Here is a 17435-nt window from a genome sequence, read left to right on the forward strand (position 1 = left end):
CACGCCAGTGGCACAATGGTGGCTATGTCTGCCTCGAAGTCTGCCCCGAATTCTGGGGCCCGTTCCGCCGGTAATTACCCCGCCACTGCTCAGGATTGGCTCGAGGGCGCGCGCCCGCATACCTGGGCCAACGCGTTCGCGCCCGTCGTCGCGGGCACCGGCGCGGCCTTCGGCATCGACGGCGGCCACGTAGGCCGCGCGCTGCTCGCCCTCATCGTGGCGTGGGCTCTTATCATCGGCGTGAACTACGCCAATGACTATTCGGATGGCATCCGCGGCACTGACGACGACCGCACCGGCCCGCAGCGCCTGACCGGCGGCGGCTTGGCCCGCCCGCAGCACGTAAAGCTCGCGGCCTTTGCCGCCTTCGCCGTGGCCGGAATCGCCGGCATCGCGCTCTCCTTCGCGGCGCACGCGTGGTGGCTCATCCTCGTCGGCGCGCTATGCATCGCCGGCGCCTGGTTTTATACCGGCGGCAAGAATCCCTATGGCTACCGCGGGCTCGGCGAGGTCGCCGTGTTCGTCTTCTTCGGGCTCGTCGCCGTGCTCGGCACCGAATTTACCCAGGCCGGCCGGCTGTCGTGGTCGGGCCTCGCACTGGCAGTGGGCATCGGCGCGATGAGCTCCGGCGTCAACCTGGTCAACAATATCCGCGATATTCCTTCCGACGCCGAAACCGGCAAGATTACCCTCGCCGTGCGCCTCGGCAATGATAAGGCGCGCCTGCTCTTTACGGTGCTGCTCCTGCTGCCATTCTTGCTGACCATCGGCATCGCCTTCGGCAGCTGGCTCGCGCTCGCCGGCTTGGTCTACTTCCCCCTTGCGCTGCGCGCCATCCGCACCGTCAACCGCGGCGCCAAAGGCCCAGAGCTTATCCCCGTGCTCGGTCTGACCGGCCGCGCGATGCTGCTGTGGGCCGTTATCGAGGCCGCCGCACTCATCATCGTCTAGTCCTGGGCGGCGCGGCCTTCCAGCTCCGCCTGTACCCAGCGCTTGTGGGCCTTGCGCTGGGCGGAGTACTCGGCCAGCGTCTGGGTGGCCTCGATGCGCCACTTTTTAAAGATCAGCATCGATAGCGGCAGCGCCACAAAAAGCGCCAGTAGCGCCGCGATGAGCACCGGGATGGGAAAGCCGATGGTGATGGCCAAAATCTCGATCACCGCGGTCAATGCGATAAAAAGCACTACGCGGGCGAGCCCGTACTTCCACAGCGCCGCGCGCGAACGGCGGCGCAGTTCTGGGTCCGGCTTGGGTGGCTCAGGGTTATGCGTCATGGGGGTTGATTGTACGCGGTGCAGGTAGAATCGCACGCATGGGCCGAATCATCCTCCTCCTACTCTTTGTCCTCGCCGCCTACCTCGTCTGGAAGGCCTTCGGGCCCTCGACATGGAAAAAGCGCGAGGTGGAACAACCCCGCGCTATCAAGGGCCCCGACGATGACGAGGAATTCCTGTGGAACCTAGAAAAGGAGCGCTTCAAGCAGCGCCGCGCACAGGAGGCAGAAGAAGAAAAACGCCGCCAGCGCCGCAAACGCGACGCCGACGGCGAGAATGACTAGGCTTCCTTCGGCACAAACCGCATCTCGAGGCCTAAGGCCTCGGCCACGGCGGTAATCTTTTCCCAACGCACGCCCGCACCACCGTGCTCGATGGTGTGGAGGGTGGAGCGGGAGACCCCGGCGGCGTCGGCAAGCTGCTGCTGCAAAATGCCCAACTCGCGGCGCCGCTCGGCAAATTGGGCGCCAAGGCCCAGAATCACCGCATTATCGCCGGCCGGCTTTCCCTGTTTATGGCGCGGGCTCGTATGCTCCGCCATCTAGTTCAGCCCCGCATAGGAGTGCAGGCCGGAGACGACCATATTGATAAAGAACAGGTTGAAGACCATCAGCGCCATCGCCATAACGTTGATCCACGGCGCCGCCTTGCGGAAAGCCGGCGTCGCACGCGCGTGCAGGTAAGCGGCATACAGGATCCAGGTGGCAAAGGACACGGTCTCCTTCGGGTCCCAGCCCCAGAAGCGGCCCCAGGCGGACTCGGCCCAGATAGCGCCCAAAATAATGCCCAGACCCAAGGTCGGCAGGGTGATCACGGCCAGGCGATAAGCCAGCTGGTCAATCTTCGCGGCCGAAGGCAGCGGGCGGGCCACCGCACCGAAAAAGCCGTGCTCGGCATGCTTCGGTTGCGCCATACGGAACAGCGTCAGTAGCGAGACAATGCCGGAGATAATACCAATGGACGCGCCCAAAGAAACCACGGTGACGTGGATGGGTAGCCAGTGCGACTGCAGCGCCGGCACCACCGGGGCAGACTCAGCATAGAGCTTGGTGGAGCCATAAAACATCAGCGCCAACACCGGGGTGAGCAGCCATGGCCACACGGTGCGCCACTCCTTGCGCTGCATGGCAATATTGCCCACCAGCAGCACGCCAAAGCTCACCATCAGCACGTACTCGTATAGGTTGCCAAAGGGAAAGCGGCCGGTAGCCAGGCCACGCAGCACAATCGCCGCGGCATGCAGCGCAATGCCTACCCACATCAGCGAGCTGGTCATGCCGCCGAGTTTATCGGCCTTGCGCTCCTTTTCCTTTAGCTCACCGTCCGTGATACCGGAAGAGGACTGAGCCACCTCGCCCGCATAGCTCTGCTTATCGACGCCCCCAGCACCCGCCCCCACCAAGACCTTCGCGGCCTGGGATTTCACGGCACGGCGGCCCTCAATAATTCCCTGCATGCGGCCGTAGTAGAACAGCGACATAAAGAGCGCGACGCAGTACACCACAAAGGCGGTCTGCACCGCGATATCCGAGAAATTAGACAGATTCTGATCAATCTGCATGAATGCTCCTAGCCTTCACACGTGCGGGATAAGTGCTGATTACCTTACTCAGCGAAACGACCCGATCCAACTTTTGTTGGATCGGGCCGGGGCGCTAGTCATCGGTATAAAGTTCGTCTTCTTCGACCTCGTCTGGGTCTGGCAGCTCCAGCAGCGCGCGGTGCAGCTCGTGGAACTCCTCGGACCAGCCGGCGCGGTCGGTGCGGGCAAGCCCGCCCATTTCCACGTCGGTGCCGCCGGCCGCGTTCGGGCGCAGGCGGATGTAGACGCGGCGGCGCTTAATCACCAGCGATCCCACCAGAGAAATGAGCATCACCAGCGCGGAGGCCAGCACCCACTTCTGGAAAGGATCATAAGAGACCTGGTAATTGGCGAACTCGCTGGCGCCGTCGAAGGTGATCTTCGTGCCATCGTCCAAGGTGACGTCCTCGCCTTGGTTGAGGTTCACGCGGTCGATCTTTTGCAGCTGGCCGGACTGCACCAGGTTCGGGTCCAGCGAGAAGAAGGACTGCGGGGTGCCGGTGTCCAGGCCGGCATCACCGCGGTAGATATCGATGGCCATCGCTGGATCCTGCAAACCTGGGTACGAAGACTGCAGCAGCTTGCCGTTCTCACCGGCCCACTCGGCCGTAGGCGCGAAGAGGCCCTGGATGGCGATCTGGTTCTGACGGCGGTCATAGAGGTCTGGATGCATGCCGGCCGGTGGGTCAAAGCGCATCGCGCCGGAGGACAGGAAGAAGGTCGTGTCATTCGGCTGGAACTGAATGGTCTGGGTGCGCTTTTCACCATTGGGCCATTCCACAGTAACCGTCGGCGCGTAGCCGTGGCCCTGCAAGTAGACGCGGTTGTGCGCCAAACGCAGCGGGTGGTTGACCTTAAGCTCATAGTCCTTCCACTCGGAGTCATCCTTGTAGATGTCATCGCCCTCCGCGTAGGAGACGTTGGAAGTAAACATCTCCGCTTGACCGTTGGGCAGGTACTCGGCCGCAAAATCATGGGCGATGAGGCAGAAGGGGTGGAGCCCGGTGCCGTCGAAAAGCGGGCCGGCGCGGAAGGAATCAAAGTTAGACGTGGAGGTATTGCAGAACTCCGTGGACTGGTCCAGGGTCTGGCCGCCGCCCTGGGAGCCGGACTCTGTGACCACGATGACCTGGCCCTCGTAGTTGACTAGCTTGCCGGCCGCGACGGTAACCAAGATGGCCACCAGCGCCACGTGGAAGATGAGGTTGGCCAGCTCGCGGCCATAGCCGCGCTCCGCGGAGAACGTGTGCACGCCGGCGCGGTCCTCTTCTGGGGAGTACTCGGCCACGCGCCACTTCTTCAGGCGCTTTTTAATTTCCGCGGATAGCTCGTCCTCGCTCTTGTCCGAGTGCCCCTCGGCCGCTAGCGGCAGCTTGTGGAGGTATTTCGGCGCGCGCGTTGGCGGTGTCTTCCACGCCTTGTAGTGATCCCAGGAGCGCGGCAAGATGCAGCCCACTAGGGAAATGGCCAAGAGGATGAAGATGGCCTGGAACCAGACGGAAGAAAAGACGTCGAAAAGCTGCAGCTTGTCGTAGATCTTCGCTACGTTGCCGTTGGACTCGATGAAGTCCTGCACGTTCTGCTCGTTGAGGTCGCGCTGCGGCAGCAAGGAACCGGGAATCGCGGCGAGCGCCAGCAAGAAAAGCAGCGCCAGCGCCGTGCGCATGCTGGTCAGCCAATGCCAGGCTTTGCGGAAGTATTTCACGTCTCTCCTAAATCAGGGTTGCGCCAAAGTTGCCGGTCCACTGGCGGATGAGGCTAATAAACTCGCCCCACAGGCCGGTTACCAGGGCCAGGCCGACGAGGATCATGGCCATGCCGCCGATGACCTGGATGGTATGCGAGTGCTTGCGGGCCCACGAAATCGAGCGCATCGCCCGCGCGGAGCCCAGCGCCACCAGCAGGAACGGCAGTCCCAAGCCCAGGCAATAAAAAATGATAAGCAGCACGCCGCGCGCGGCCGTCATGCCTTCGGTGCCGGCCGATACGGAAATAATGGCGGCCAGCGTTGGGCCCAGGCACGGCGTCCAGCCCAGCGCGAAAATCCCGCCCAGCAGCGGCGCGCCCAGCCAGGTGGTCCAGCGCTTCGGTGCCATGCGGGTATCCTTTTGCAGCGCCGGGATCGCGCCGAGGAAAACCACACCCATCAGGATGGTCACGCCGCCGCCGATGCGCATGAGCGTCTCCTCATTGAGCCGAAGCGCGGAAATCGCGCCGAATACGGAGACCGTCGCCAGCAGGAAAACCACGGTAAAGCCCAGGATGAACAAGGCGGCGGCCAGTACCACGGCCCATTGCCTGCGCTTGCCGACGCCCACCCCCAACTCACCGTCGAACGTAACCTCGCCGCCCACCACGCCGGCTAGGTAAGAAATATAGCCAGGCACCAGTGGGATCACGCACGGGCTGGCGAAGCTCACCAGCCCCGCCACGGCGGCCGCGAACAGGCCCAGAATGAGTGGGCCGGAGGTCGCGGCCTCGGCAAAGGAGTTGCCGATGCTCGCTGCGTTATCCATTTATTCCTTTTCTAGTTTGTCCACTACGTCCATGACATCTTGGGCGGTGATGGACCGCAAAAAGACCGTAGCCGGGCGGTGCTGTTTGTCCAAGACGATGGTGGTCGGGACCACAGAGGTGGGCACGCCGCCCAGGGCCGCCGCGGTCTTAAACGGCGGATCGTAGATGGAGGGATACTTCAGCCCGTTGTCTTCGAGGAAGTCATTGGACACCTGCGGGTTATAGTCGCGCACATTGATGCCCAAGACAGTGCCAATCTTCCGCTTTTGCAGCTCGGAGTGGACTTCTTGGAGGTCATCGGCCTCGGCGCGGCACGGAGCGCACCACTGGCCCCAGGAGTTGAGCACGACGATTTCGCCCTCATAGTCCTCCAGGGAAATGGTCTTATCCGTATCGCGCACATCCTCGCCGGAGAAGGTGCGCAGCGGCTTGCGCTCGGATTCCTCGTAGTTGATGACCTTTTCGCCGCCGGGCGTGATGAATTCGAAGTTGCCGCCGGTAGCCACCGCGTTTTGCGCGTTATCGGCGTCCTGCGAGCAACCGGCAAGCGGCAGGGCGACGACCGCCGCTAGCACCGCGCCAATCGCGCGTTTGCGTTGTAGTGCCATTAAATCTCCTGGGCCGGCGAGGAGTAGAAGATGTCGGTGACCTGGTTGTCATCGAAAAGCAGGGAGGTAACCGAGGCCAGGTCGCATTGGCGGTTCCACGGCGCGTGCGGCAGGCGCTGGCCCAGCACGGTGCGCTGCACCATCACGATGGGCAGCTGGTGGCTGACCAAGATCGCCTCGTGGCCGGCCGCGGCGGTGCGGGCGCGTTCGATGGAGCCCAGCATGCGCTCGGCAATCTGCTCATAGGGCTCGCCCCACGAGGGCTCCAGCGGGTTGACCAGCAGCGGCCAGCGGCGCGGGTTCCACAGCGCGGAGCGCAGGCCCTTGGTGCGCAGGCCCTCGAAGCGGTTGCCGGACTCGATGAGCGTCTTATCGACGTCCACGTCTAGCCCCGTTACCTGCGCAATCGGCCGCGCGGTTTCCTGGGCGCGCTGCAGCGGCGAGGCCGCCAGGTAGGTCACGTCGTGGTCGCGGAAAGACTCCGCGGTGCGCGCCGCCATGGAATGCCCGCGCGAGGACAGGTGATAGCCCGGGATGCGACCGTAGAGGATCTTCTCCGGGTTGTGGACCTCGCCGTGGCGCACGAGGTGAACGATGGTGCGTGTCATGTCTCTCCTTGGTGTGCGGGACTTAATGTGCGGGACGCGCGGCGGCCGCCGCCTGCGCGGCGGGCTTGAGGGCGGCTTCGATGAGTTCAAAGTCGGCGTCGGTAAGAGCATCCGAGACAAACCAGGTCTCGAATGGGCTCGGCGCGACGTAGATGCCGTTATCCAGCAGGGCGTGGAAGAACGGGGTGAAGCGGAAGGTCTCGGCCGCCTGCATATCGGCAAAGTTGCGGCCCTCGCCCTCGGCAAAGCGGATGGAGAACATCGAAGACGCCCGCTGGATGTGGTGCGCTACTCCCTCGGCAGACAGCGCGGAAGAAATCATGCCGGTCAGGCGATCCGCGTTGGCCTGCAGGCGCTCGTAGAGCGATTCATCGGCCAACTCCAAAGACTTCAGGCCGGAGGCCATAGCCACCGGATTACCGGACAGCGTGCCAGCCTGGTAGACCGGACCGTCCGGAGCAAGGTAGTCCATAACTTCGGCGCGGCCGCCGAAAGCAGCGGCCGGCAGGCCACCGGAGACGACCTTGCCGAAGGTCACCAAGTCCGCCGCCACGCCATCGACGCCGTACCAACCCTTATAGGAAGTGCGGAAGCCGGTCATGACCTCGTCGAGGATGAGGAGGGCGCCGTCTTCATGAGCGACGTCGGCAAGCGCGGCGTTGAAGCCTTCCTCTGGTGCCACGGTGCCCATGTTGCCGGCCGAGGCCTCCGCGATAATGCAGGCAATCTCGCCTGGGTGCTGCGCAAATGCCTCGCGCACGGCCTCGATATCGTTATAAGGAACGACGATGGTATCGGCCGCCGTCGCGCCCGTAACGCCCGGGGAATCCGGCAGCGCAAAGGTCGCCACGCCGGAGCCGGCCGAGGCCAACAGCGCATCCACGTGGCCGTGGTAGCAGCCCTCGAACTTCAGCACCTTGGCGCGGCCGGTATAGCCGCGGGCCAGGCGCACCGCAGACATGGTGGCCTCGGTGCCGGAGTTGACCATGCGCACCTTATCGGCCGCGGTGCGCGAAACGATGGCCTCCGCAAGCAGGGCCTCGCCTTCCGTGGGCGAGCCGAAGCTCAAACCGCCCGCAGCGGCCTGCTGCACGGCCTCCACAATCTCCGGGTGCGCGTTGCCGTGAATCATCGGACCATAGGAACTGACCAAGTCGACGTACTCATTGCCGTCGACGTCCCACAGGAGCGAGCCCGCACCCCGCTCAATCACGCGGGCCTGGCCGCCCACGGAGCCAAATGCGCGCACCGGCGAGTTCACCCCGCCCGGAATCACCTTGGAGGAACGCTCAAACCACTGTTGCGACTGGGAAGTATTAGGCATGTCTGACATTCTAGCGATTCGCGCGCTATACAAAAGTTGGACTGCGCGATTCACAGTCAGCCGCTAAACTTCGGGGCGTTGCACTTTTCAATTCGGGGGGATTTTCAATGCAGCGCACTGTCATTTTCGCCATCCTGACCGCTATCTGCCTCGTCGGCTGCGCCCAGCCCGCGCCCGAACGGCCGCTGCCTACCTCGGTGGGTGCCGCCCCGCTTGCCGACGTCCCCTCCTGGCAGCCTCCTCCCCACCCGCTTGCTCCACGCGACCTGCCACAGGATGACACCACGCCGCCCGCGCCGTCGCCCGAGGAGCCTTCTCCCTCGAGCGCCGCGCCCGTGCCTGCGTCTAAAACTGCACCTAGCCCGCATCGGGGCCCTGCTCCCGCTCCCCAACAGCGCTTCGCGCCCGCGCCCGCACCCGCACCCCGCCCACAACCTGCGGCGCCACGCCCACCCGCGCGGGATAAAAGTGGCCTGCCAAACCTCAATATTCCCCCGCACGAGATTCGCGGTCGCATCGAAGATGCTGTGCCAGAAATGCCGGCTGTGCCTGCACCTGCACCCGTCGTGCCTGCACCAGCTCCCCCGCCGCTTCCGCTACCGCCCGCGCCGCGGATGCCGAGCCTTTAGCTCACCGCTTTCAGGCCCACAATGCCGCCGATAATCATGGCGAGGAAGACCACCTTCCACACCGTGGCAGCCTCGTGGCCGGCAGCGAAGGAATAAATAACCGCCACCGAGGCGCCAACACCCGCCCACACCGCATAGGCCGTGCCCACCGGGATGCTGCGCATCGCCCACGCCAGCCCTCCCATGGAAATCGCACAGGTCACAAGAAAAATGACGGAGGGCCACAGGCGGGTAAAGCCTGCGGACTTATCCAAAGCCGCCGCCCACACGGCCTCGAACGCACCGGAGAAAATCAAAATAAACCAAGCCATAGCTGCTTCCTGGCCGTCTTGTCGCGTCGCCGGGTACGGCTCCCTCGTCCGGGGCTCGCGCAATCTTCGGCGAACCTGCACCCAATGATGGCACACTGGGAAACCATGAGGATTGCATTTCTTGGAACTGGCCGCATGGGAACCGAACTAGCCCGCCGCCTGCTCAACGAGCAGGACGGCATCGAAATGACCGTCTGGAACCGCACCGCCGAGCGCGCCCAGCCCCTGGTGGAGGAAGGTGCCGAGCTCGCCGCCACGCCCACCGCGGCCGTGGCGGACGCAGAAGTCGTCATCACCTCGCTCTTTGGCCCCGACGACGTCCGTGAAGTCGTCATCGAGCCGGAGCTCATCCCCGCGGGCGTAACCTGGATCGATACCACCACCGTCTCCCCTAACGATGCCCGCGAATTCGCCGCCGCCGTGGAGACTTATGTGCACGCCCCGGTCGTCGGCACGCTCGGCCCGGCGCGCGAGGGAAACCTCGGCGTCTATGTCGGCACTCCCGACGACGCCCGCCGCGAGCAAGCCATGTCCCTCGCCGAGTCCTGGGCGGGCGAAGACAAGCTCATCGGGGTGGAGACGGCGGCCACGGCGGCCATCGGAAAGCTGCTTGCTAATCTGGCACTCGCCGTCACCGCCGAGGGCCTACTCGAAGCCCTGCAGCTCGGCGAGTCCGAAGGGTTGGATTCCGAGGTGGTGCTGCAAATGCTTGATATCACCGGTCTGTCCTTCATCGCCAATATGAAGGCTCCATTTATCACCGGCGAGCGCAATACCGACCCGGGCGATTTCACCGTCGACGCCCTTGCCAAGGACGCCAAACTTATGGAGATGACCTCCACCAAGCCGCTACCCGCCCTTACCGCCGCCATCGGCCGCTTCGAAGAAATGCAGGCCATGGGACACGGCAATCAGGACTTCTCCTCCATCTTCGTATTCCGCAATAAGGGCTAGTTATCCACAGCCCCGCCGGGCCTGCGGGTCGAAATTTACCCTTTGGGCCCTAGTTATCCACAGGTTCGCGCACTCACCCTCGCACGGATTGCGTGCGGTGGCTTAGGCTGCGGGGCATGACAGCTCTTCAGACCTATCTCGCGGCCTTGGCGCCCGGCATCGACATCGTTGCCGGGTGCGTCGGCATGTCTGAAGAACAGCTGCGCGCTGCCGGTGCTCCCAATAAAACAGCCCGCACTTTGCTCACGCTTGCCGACGCCCTCTTTGCCCCCACCTCCTTTGCCCGCCTGCAGCGCCAGGCGGTTACCGCAGCCCGCGACCGCGCCCACCCGCTGCCCACGCTGGAGGTAATCGAGCGCTACGCATCCCGCGCCAAGACCAAGCGCGACGCCTGGCGCCTGCGCGTGGAGCTGTGCCGCACCGCCGCCGATACCGATGAGATGGAAAAGCTGGCGCGCAAGAAACTGCGCGAGCTCAATCCCCCGGCCCCGCCGCGCCCCGGCGTGCGCATCCGCCGCCGCAAGGACGCGCCGTGGACCCTCGCGATTACCGGGCCCTCTTCGCTCATCGCGGATTTGGAATCCAGCCTGGATGAGGATGCTCCCCTCGATTCCGTTGCGGAGCTCTTCTCCCCTTCTGGCGCCTCCCCGGCTGCCCGCCCAACCATTACGACCAACGCGATCATCACGCTCGACGAGCTTGACCGCATCATCGATGGCGACGGCGAGGAAATCACCATCCAGCTCACCAACGGCGCCCGCCTCACCGGCGCGGAACTCGTCTCGCGCACGCTGGCAGAGCGCGGCCTTATCACCCTCGTTCACCCCTTCGAGGGCGCGGTCAACCTCTACCGCACGGAGCGCATGGCCAACGAGAAGCAGCGGCTCATGGCCGCCGCGGAAAATCCGGTGTGCCCGTGGGCCGAATGCAACTATCCGGCGGATAAATGCCAGGTGCACCACTTGCAGGCGTGGCAGCACGGCGGCGATACCAATATGGCAAACCTCGCCACCTGTTGCCCGTACCACAACGGCGTCAATGACGATGACCCGAATGCCCCACCGGTGCGCGGGCGCCTCGTTCGGCGCCGAGGCCGCGTGGTGTGGCAGCCACCCTGGGCTGACACCGCGCCAGCACCGCCATCGGCCCACTAGCCCCCTAAACCGCCAGGCAGCAGGATGCCCTGCTGCCGCATTGGCGTGCCCTCAGCTAGCGAGCCCCGCAGCTAGCGAGCGATGCGAGCCGCAGCGGCGCGGGCATCCGCGATGACATTGGGTACGCCAACCCCGCCGGCCCAAGCGCCGGTGGCATCGATGCCCGGCGTCGCCGCGAGGGCGCCGCGCGTGCCGGCCACGGTTTCCAGGTGGCCGGCATCAAAGCGTGGCAGGCCGCCGAACCAGCGCTGGGTGAAAATCTCGGCAACGCCCGCGGCGCGGCCGTCGAAGCCGGTGAGGCGCTGAAGGTCATCGAGGGCGTAGTCGACGAGGTCGTCTTCCTCGGCGCGGACGATGGCGTCGTCGCCAAAGCGGCCGAAGGAGGCGCGCACCAAGGCACCGCCGCGCTCGGCCAGGTGCGGCCACTTGCGCGAGGACAGTGTGAAGGCCTTGGCGTGCACGTCGTCTTGGTCGGTGGCCACGAGGATGCCGGAATTTTGCGGCAATGCATTGCCGGCCGGGTCCGTGTCAGACTCGAACTTCAGGCCCACGACTGCCGACGCCGCCAGCTTCACGCTCTTCAACCGCTCCGCCGCCCGCGGGGACACCTTGGGGAGCAGGCGCGCTGCGGTCGGGGCCGGGGTGGCCACCAGCACGCGGTCGAAGGGGACGGTATCGCCGGGTGCGCCGGCCAGGCGGAATTTCTCGCCCTCGCGAGTGATGCCGGAGATGAAGGTATCGAGGTAGATCTTGGCGCGGGATTTATCGGCCAGCGTCTCGTAGAGTTCTGCGTAGCCGCCGCGGAAGGTCTGAAAGACGGGTCCGCCGCTGCTCGGCTTGGCCGCGCGCGCTTCTTCCAACGAGCGGACCGCGGCCGAGAGGGTGACCGGGCCGCGCGCGGAGAGCGCGTCGAGCGTCTCGGCCAGCGCCGGGATGGTCGCGCGCACACCCAGGTCATCGGCCGAGCAGGAGTACACGCCGCCGAGGAGGGCGGAGATGACGTGGTCAACGAGGTCGTCGCCAAATTGCTGGCGCACCAGGCGGCCGACGGAGACGTCGCTGCCGGCCGTCCACTCGAAGGGCTCCTCGTTGTCGATGCGACGGGCGGTCTCGGCCGAAACCAGGTGTGCGACCGGCTCCGAGTGCGAAGGAATGCCCATCATCCCGCCGCGCGGCAGCGGCTTAAGCTCGCCGGAGTACACCAGGGAGTGCAGACCGGAGGGCTCAACCAGGCTGTCGCCCAGGCCGAGGGATTCGATGAATTCCACGGCGTCGTGGCGGCGGGCGAGGAAGGCCTCGGCACCCATGTCGGTCGGGCCGTCATTGAACGGCACGGAGTACAGCTTGCCGCCGATACGGCCGGCGGCCTCGAAAACCTCAACGTCGTGGTTGCGCAGCTCGTAAGCGGCCGTCAAGCCCGCCAGGCCGGCACCAATAATCGCAATACGCATTTAGCCCTCCTCGTGGATGATGGATACGGCGCGGGTGATGGCCTCCGCGTCGGTAGTTGGCAAGACCCCGTGGCCGAGGTTCCAGATGTGGCCGTCAATATCGCCGCGCTCGCGCGCCCGGCTGACCTCGCCGCGGATGGTGCGTACGGCCTGGCGCACGGCATCGTCGCCGGCAAAAAGCATGGCCGGGTCAAGGTTGCCCTGCAGCACGCGGGCGCTCACGCGCTCGGCCGCGGCATCCATGGGCACGCGATAGTCGACGCCCATTACCTCCGATCCTGCCTCCGACATGGCCGGCAAGAGCTCGCCGGTGCCGACGCCGAAATGGATGCGCGGGATAGTCACGCCGGCCAGGATCTCCCGGGAGTACGGCAGCACGAATTCGCGGTAGTCACGCTCGTTGAGGTAGCCGGCCCAGGAATCGAAAAGCTGCATGGCGTCAATGCCGGCGTCGACCTGCACCTGCAGGAAGCGGGTGATGGTCGGCACCAGACGGCGCATGAGCATGTGCCAAGTCTCCGGATCGGCGTGCATGAGGGCCTTGGTGCGCTCGTGGTTCTTGGATGGCCCGCCCTCAATGAGGTAGCTGGCCAGCGTGAACGGCGCGCCAACGAAGCCGATGAGCGCTTGGGTTTCGGTGAGCTCGGCCAGGATGCCGGCGATGCCCTCGGTGACCTCGGGGACGTCGGTCTCCAGCAGCGGCAGCTTGCCGACGTCCTCCCTACTCCGCACCGCCTGCTCCATCACCGGCCCACGGCCCGGCACAATATCGACCTTGACGCCCGCGGCCTTGAGCGGGACGACGATATCGGAGAACAAGATGGCGGCATCGACGTCGTGGCGGCGCACCGGCTGCAGGGTGATTTCTGCCAGCAGTTCCGGCATGAAGCAAGAATCGAGCATGCTAATCCCCTCGCGGGCGGCGCGGTACTCCGGCAGTGAGCGGCCGGCCTGGCGCATGAACCAGACTGGAGGGCGGGAGGGGGTGCGGCCGAGGGCGGCGTCGATAAGCGGGGCACGATTGAGTCGAGACATGCCCCAATTATGAATCAAAAGTTGGAGTGAGGGCTAATTAGCCACGCAAGCTGCGGTCCTTGATGAAGCGGTTAGACTGCGGCTGGAAAAGCAGCGCGAGGGCGACGATCAAGGTGATGGGGATAATCAGCAACCCGAGCCCACCGATGCCGAGCGCGAGGGCGGCGATATTGGTAAACAGCGCGAACGCGATGACCACGGTAATGATGCGGCGCGCCCACTTGGACCCGCCGGCCAGCTGCGCCGCGAAGAGCGCAAGCAGGATAGCGCCGACGGAGTTGGTCACCGCGACAAACAGGCGATTGGAGTGGAGGTACTCCGCGACCTGCGCATTCTGCGGCTCCACCTGTGGCCCGCCCGAGCCGAAGATGCCCACCATGCCGCTGACCAGCATGATCACGGCGCTGACGACGAGCACCCAATATGCCCAGCGCAGCGGCCGCGGCCACGCGTCGAGGTTCTCCTTGGCGGAGGTGTTTCGGGCCGCGCGGTTATAGTCGCGGGGTCCGGGCCGCTCGGTGTTATTCATCGCTTGTCCTCCCTGTCGGCACGGTCGGCGCGGTCGGCACGGTTGGTGCGGTCGGGGTGTTCGCGCTTGCTGTCGTCACGCTTGCCGCGCTGGTCGTCCTTGGAGCGCGTGCGCTCTTCTTCGGCGCGCTTCTTCTCGCGCTGCGCTTGCTCGAGTTCCTTTTCCAGCTCGCGCATCTGCTCGAGTTCGCCGGTGTAGTCCAAGGTTTCGGCCCGCACGGAGAAAATCAGGCCGAGCACCGCCGCGACGCCGACAAGGATCTGCACCATGCCATCGGCGGCAAAGAGCCAATCGGGCACGTCCGCGCCGGCCGGGGTAAGCATAAAGGTCAGCAGGATGCGGAATCCGAAGTAGAGCGAGAAGGCGAACCACACGCGGCGCGAGGTGCCGGCCCGCTTGCTGCGCTTAGCAAGGGACCGCAACAGGAAGGCCAGCAGCACGATAATCGCCAAGGATATGGCAGCCGAAAGGGCGACGGAGCCGTAGGCGGCGGTGCGGAGGAAGGCGTCGGAAAGCTGGGCTTCATCCACGCCGGCCGGTGCGGACTTCGCCATCTCCTTGGCCTGCGACATGAGTACGTCGTGGTTGAGCAGCGTGAGCACCACGTTGAGCACCTGGTGCACGGCCTCGCCGCATAGCGCGCCCAGCCACAGCCACAGCATGTACGTCACGGACTCCGGCCGCTGCTGCTGCCGCGGCGGGCGTTGCGTGCGAGGGGCAGGGGCGGGCGACGGGGGCGTAGCAGTCACAGGGGTCCTTTACTTGAGCAGGCGGGCGGCTTCGGTAGCGAAGTAGGTCAGAATCTGATCGGCGCCGGCGCGCTTGAATGCGGTCAGGGACTCGAGCATGATGGCTTCGCCGTCGATCCACCCGTTGGCGGCCGCGGCCTTGACCATCGCGTACTCGCCGGAGACCTGGTAGACCGCAACCGGCACGGGAGAAGTCTCCGCCACGGCCGAAAGCACGTCCAGGTAGGGCAGACCGGGCTTGACCATGACGAAGTCAGCGCCCTCTTCGATATCGAGCTCGGCCTCGAGCAGGGATTCGCGGACGTTGCGCGGATCCTGCTGGTAGGTGCGACGGTCGCCCTCGAGGGAGGAGCCGACGGCGTCGCGGAACGGGCCGAAGAAGGCGGAGGCGTACTTGGCGGAATAGGCCATGATGGCCACGTCCTCGTGACCGGCCTCGTCGAGATCGGCGCGGATGGCGCCGACCTGGCCGTCCATCATGCCGGACGGGGAGACGATCTGGGCGCCAGCGCGGGCTTGGGAGCGGGCCATGTCTTGGTAGAGCTTGACGGATTCGTCGTTAAGCACGCGGCCTTTGTCATCCAGCACGCCGCAGTGGCCGTGGGAGGTGAACTCGTCGAGGCAAGTATCGGCCATAACGATAAGGTCGTCGCCGAATTCCTCGTGCAGGCAGGAAATGCCGCGGTTCAAAATGCCTTGCGGGTCCCAGGCGACGGAGCCGGTGTCATCCTTGTCCTCATCGAGCGGCACGCCGAAAAGGTCGATGCACGGCACGCCGGCCTCCAACGCCTCCTCGGCCGCGCGGCGCAGGGAGTCGAAGGTGTGCTGGTAGACGCCCGGCATGGAGGGAATCTCGCGCGGGGCGTCGAGTCCGTCCACGATAAACATGGGCAGAATCAGGTCCGAGGGGCGGACCTCGGTTTCGGCCACGAGGTTGCGCATCTGCGGGGTGGTGCGCAGGCGGCGTGGGCGGCGGGCTGGGAAGGTGCTCATTGGGTACTCCTTAGAGCGAGACTAAAACTTATGCCTTGTCGACCTTAGTAGCCTTCTTGCGCGAGCGGCGTTTCTTGCGCGGCGCGGGCAGGTTTCCGGCGGCGCGGAGGGCGGCGACGTGGTCTGCGAGGGCGTCGACAAGCGCGGGCACGTCCGCGACTTCGGGCACGACATCGACGCGCAGGCCCATCTCTTCCGCGGCCGCTCTTGCCGACGGCCCGATACACGCAATGATCGTCCGCTGGTGCGGTTTGCCCGCAATGCCCACCAGATTGCGCACGGTGGACCCGGAGGTGAAGGCGACGGCGTCGAAGCCGCCGGTCTTGATCATGTCGCGGATTTCGGCCGAAGGCGGGGCGGCGCGGACGGTGCGGTAGGCCACGACGTCATCGACTTCCCAGTCGAGGGCCTTGAGCCCGTCAACTAGGGTATCGGCCGCGATATCGGCGCGCGGGAGCAGGACGCGGCCGACGGCGTCGATGTCTTCTACGAAGTTGGGGAAGACATCGAGCAGGCCCTCGGCGTTCTGCTTCTTCTTGTGTGGCAGAAGCTCCGGAACCATGCCTTTGGCGCGGATGGCGGCCGCGGTTTTGGTGCCCACGGCCGCGAGGTGGACGCCGGCGAAATCGCGGGCGTCGAGGCCGAGCTGGGCGATTTTATCCCACACCGCGGTCACGGCGTTGACGGAGGTGAAGACGATCCACTTGTAGCGGCCCTCGACGATGCCCTTGATGGCGCGGTCCATCTGCGCCGGATTGCGCGGCGGCTCGATGGAGATGGTGGGCACGTTTTGCGGGATAGCGCCGTAGCCGGCCAGGCGCGCGGACATCGGGCCGGCCTGCTCCTTGGTGCGTGGGACGAGCACGCGCCAGCCATAGAGCGGGCGGTTTTCCCACCACGAGTACTTGGTGCGGTCGTCGATGCTGCGGCCGAGGGTGACGACGAGCGGGCCGGTGAGGTCCGCGTCGAGCTTGCCCATGGTGCCCAGCGTGGTCTCGTAGGTGCGCTGCAGGCGGGTGGTGCCGTGGACAGTGACAAATGCCTCGGTCTCGGCCGGCATGCCGCGCTGCTGCAGCTCGTCGGAGATGACCGGCAGGTCTTCCTTGGTGGCTTGCAGGACGATGGGCTGGGTGGCGTTGGCCAGCGCGTCCCAATCGGCGCCGTCGGTAACGTCGGCCTCGGTATAGGTCGAGCCGAGCGCAATGCCGGCAAAGGACGGCACGGTGGATGGCAGGGACATGCCCGGCACCACCTGGAATTCCAGGCCGGCGGACGCCACGGCGTTGATCTCGGCCTTGATGGACTCGCGGTGCAGCGGGTTGCCGGTGACCAGGCGGATGACATCCTCACCATCGGCCTCGACCAAGCACTCGCGCAGCTGGCCGACGATATCTTCGGCCGGCTCGTACAACACCGCGGCCGTTGGCGGCGCGGGGCGCGGCGGTTTGCGGCGCGCGCCCTTGGCTTTGGCATCGGCGCACATTTGGGCGTATTCGGCCTCGGCGGCGTCGAGAAGCTCTTGCGGAACGGGCAGCGCGGCGGCGACGGCATCGCGCACGCCCTGCATGACCTGCGGATCGGTCACGGCGATGGCACTATTTGCCAGAACCTCGCGGGCGCGGACGGTCAGCAGGTCGGGATTACCTGGACCAGCGCCCACAAAGACGATCTTGCCCAATTGGGTGTCTGGCGCGGCATTGCTCATAAAGTTCTTTTC

The 17435-nt window shown here is 65.4% G+C and carries 20 protein-coding genes and 1 riboswitch; of the genes, 5 read left to right on the forward strand and 15 right to left on the reverse strand.

The genetic code is table 11. The annotated features are described in order from the left end of the window. Nucleotides 1-24 precede the first annotated feature (24 nt). Nucleotides 25-951, forward strand: a complete 927-nt coding sequence (locus I6J28_RS01145; RefSeq protein WP_204610310.1) for a 1,4-dihydroxy-2-naphthoate polyprenyltransferase — start codon at nucleotides 25-27, stop codon at nucleotides 949-951. Here I6J28_RS01145 and I6J28_RS01150 read toward each other — a convergent pair. Next, on the reverse strand, nucleotides 948-1274 hold the full coding sequence (locus tag I6J28_RS01150) for a DUF4229 domain-containing protein (RefSeq protein ID WP_204610312.1): 327 nt from the start codon (nucleotides 1272-1274) through the stop codon (nucleotides 948-950). The genes I6J28_RS01145 and I6J28_RS01150 overlap by 4 nt on opposite strands. A 38-nt stretch (nucleotides 1275-1312) precedes the next feature. On the opposite strand from I6J28_RS01150, the gene I6J28_RS01155 reads away from it, so the two are divergent. Beyond that, nucleotides 1313-1558 (forward strand): hypothetical protein, encoded by a 246-nt coding sequence (locus I6J28_RS01155; RefSeq protein WP_204610314.1) that lies wholly within the window; start codon nucleotides 1313-1315, stop codon nucleotides 1556-1558. Here I6J28_RS01155 and I6J28_RS01160 read toward each other — a convergent pair. The 7 genes from I6J28_RS01160 to hemL all read right to left on the reverse strand — a co-directional run bounded on the left by I6J28_RS01160 (nucleotide 1555) and on the right by hemL (nucleotide 7913). After that, nucleotides 1555-1815, reverse strand: a complete 261-nt coding sequence (locus I6J28_RS01160; RefSeq protein WP_200436254.1) for a helix-turn-helix domain-containing protein — start codon at nucleotides 1813-1815, stop codon at nucleotides 1555-1557. The genes I6J28_RS01155 and I6J28_RS01160 overlap by 4 nt on opposite strands. Then, on the reverse strand, nucleotides 1816-2835 hold the full coding sequence (gene ccsB / locus I6J28_RS01165; RefSeq protein ID WP_204610316.1) for a c-type cytochrome biogenesis protein CcsB: 1020 nt from the start codon (nucleotides 2833-2835) through the stop codon (nucleotides 1816-1818). A gap of 94 nt (nucleotides 2836-2929) precedes the next feature. Next, nucleotides 2930-4561 (reverse strand): cytochrome c biogenesis protein ResB, encoded by a 1632-nt coding sequence (locus tag I6J28_RS01170; RefSeq protein WP_204610318.1) that lies wholly within the window; start codon nucleotides 4559-4561, stop codon nucleotides 2930-2932. A gap of 7 nt (nucleotides 4562-4568) precedes the next feature. Further along, a complete protein-coding gene (locus tag I6J28_RS01175; protein WP_204610320.1) occupies nucleotides 4569-5372 on the reverse strand; it encodes a cytochrome c biogenesis CcdA family protein in 804 nt (267 codons plus the stop codon). Next, nucleotides 5373-5981: a TlpA disulfide reductase family protein gene (locus I6J28_RS01180; protein ID WP_204610322.1), complete on the reverse strand. Its 609-nt coding sequence runs from the start codon at nucleotides 5979-5981 to the stop codon at nucleotides 5373-5375. Further along, the gene (locus I6J28_RS01185) at nucleotides 5981-6589 is read right to left on the reverse strand and encodes a histidine phosphatase family protein (RefSeq protein WP_204610324.1); all 609 of its coding nucleotides are present in this window, start codon (nucleotides 6587-6589) and stop codon (nucleotides 5981-5983) included. The genes I6J28_RS01180 and I6J28_RS01185 overlap by 1 nt, the downstream gene beginning before the upstream one ends. A 22-nt stretch (nucleotides 6590-6611) precedes the next feature. Next, complete coding sequence (gene hemL, locus I6J28_RS01190; RefSeq protein ID WP_430516384.1) at nucleotides 6612-7913, reverse strand: glutamate-1-semialdehyde 2,1-aminomutase; 1302 nt, start codon at nucleotides 7911-7913, stop codon at nucleotides 6612-6614. A gap of 107 nt (nucleotides 7914-8020) precedes the next feature. Here hemL and I6J28_RS01195 point away from each other — a divergent pair, with 107 nt between their 5' ends. Further along, nucleotides 8021-8542: a hypothetical protein gene (locus I6J28_RS01195; RefSeq protein ID WP_204610328.1), complete on the forward strand. Its 522-nt coding sequence runs from the start codon at nucleotides 8021-8023 to the stop codon at nucleotides 8540-8542. On the opposite strand, the gene I6J28_RS01200 is transcribed toward I6J28_RS01195, so the two are convergent. Beyond that, a complete protein-coding gene (locus tag I6J28_RS01200; RefSeq protein ID WP_204610330.1) occupies nucleotides 8539-8853 on the reverse strand; it encodes a DMT family transporter in 315 nt (104 codons plus the stop codon). The genes I6J28_RS01195 and I6J28_RS01200 overlap by 4 nt on opposite strands. A gap of 8 nt (nucleotides 8854-8861) precedes the next feature. Then, nucleotides 8862-8932, reverse strand: a riboswitch (guanidine-III (ykkC-III) riboswitch). 26 nt (nucleotides 8933-8958) lie between these two features. Here I6J28_RS01200 and I6J28_RS01205 point away from each other — a divergent pair. Continuing rightward, nucleotides 8959-9807, forward strand: coding sequence for an NAD(P)-dependent oxidoreductase (locus I6J28_RS01205; protein ID WP_204610332.1), 849 nt, complete (start codon nucleotides 8959-8961; stop codon nucleotides 9805-9807). Nucleotides 9808-9923: 116 nt separating this feature from the next. Then, nucleotides 9924-10961, forward strand: a complete 1038-nt coding sequence (locus I6J28_RS01210; RefSeq protein WP_204610335.1) for an HNH endonuclease signature motif containing protein — start codon at nucleotides 9924-9926, stop codon at nucleotides 10959-10961. 71 nt (nucleotides 10962-11032) lie between these two features. On the opposite strand, the gene I6J28_RS01215 is transcribed toward I6J28_RS01210, so the two are convergent. Genes I6J28_RS01215 through I6J28_RS01240 form a run of 6 tightly spaced genes read right to left on the reverse strand, consistent with a single transcriptional unit; the run spans nucleotide 11033 to nucleotide 17423 of the window. Further along, a complete protein-coding gene (locus tag I6J28_RS01215; protein ID WP_204610337.1) occupies nucleotides 11033-12412 on the reverse strand; it encodes a protoporphyrinogen oxidase in 1380 nt (459 codons plus the stop codon). Next, a complete protein-coding gene (gene hemE / locus I6J28_RS01220) occupies nucleotides 12413-13447 on the reverse strand; it encodes a uroporphyrinogen decarboxylase (protein WP_204610339.1) in 1035 nt (344 codons plus the stop codon). Between the two features lie 37 nt (nucleotides 13448-13484). After that, nucleotides 13485-13976 (reverse strand): tellurium resistance protein TerC, encoded by a 492-nt coding sequence (locus I6J28_RS01225; RefSeq protein ID WP_204610341.1) that lies wholly within the window; start codon nucleotides 13974-13976, stop codon nucleotides 13485-13487. Next, on the reverse strand, nucleotides 13973-14725 hold the full coding sequence (locus I6J28_RS01230; RefSeq protein WP_204610343.1) for a hypothetical protein: 753 nt from the start codon (nucleotides 14723-14725) through the stop codon (nucleotides 13973-13975). The genes I6J28_RS01225 and I6J28_RS01230 overlap by 4 nt, the downstream gene beginning before the upstream one ends. A 9-nt stretch (nucleotides 14726-14734) precedes the next feature. Further along, nucleotides 14735-15718 (reverse strand): porphobilinogen synthase, encoded by a 984-nt coding sequence (gene hemB / locus I6J28_RS01235; RefSeq protein WP_204610345.1) that lies wholly within the window; start codon nucleotides 15716-15718, stop codon nucleotides 14735-14737. 28 nt (nucleotides 15719-15746) lie between these two features. After that, on the reverse strand, nucleotides 15747-17423 hold the full coding sequence (locus I6J28_RS01240) for a uroporphyrinogen-III synthase (RefSeq protein ID WP_234447402.1): 1677 nt from the start codon (nucleotides 17421-17423) through the stop codon (nucleotides 15747-15749). Nucleotides 17424-17435 lie beyond the last annotated feature (12 nt).

The organism is Corynebacterium tuberculostearicum (genome assembly GCF_016894265.1).
Lineage (GTDB): Bacteria > Actinomycetota > Actinomycetes > Mycobacteriales > Mycobacteriaceae > Corynebacterium > Corynebacterium tuberculostearicum_D.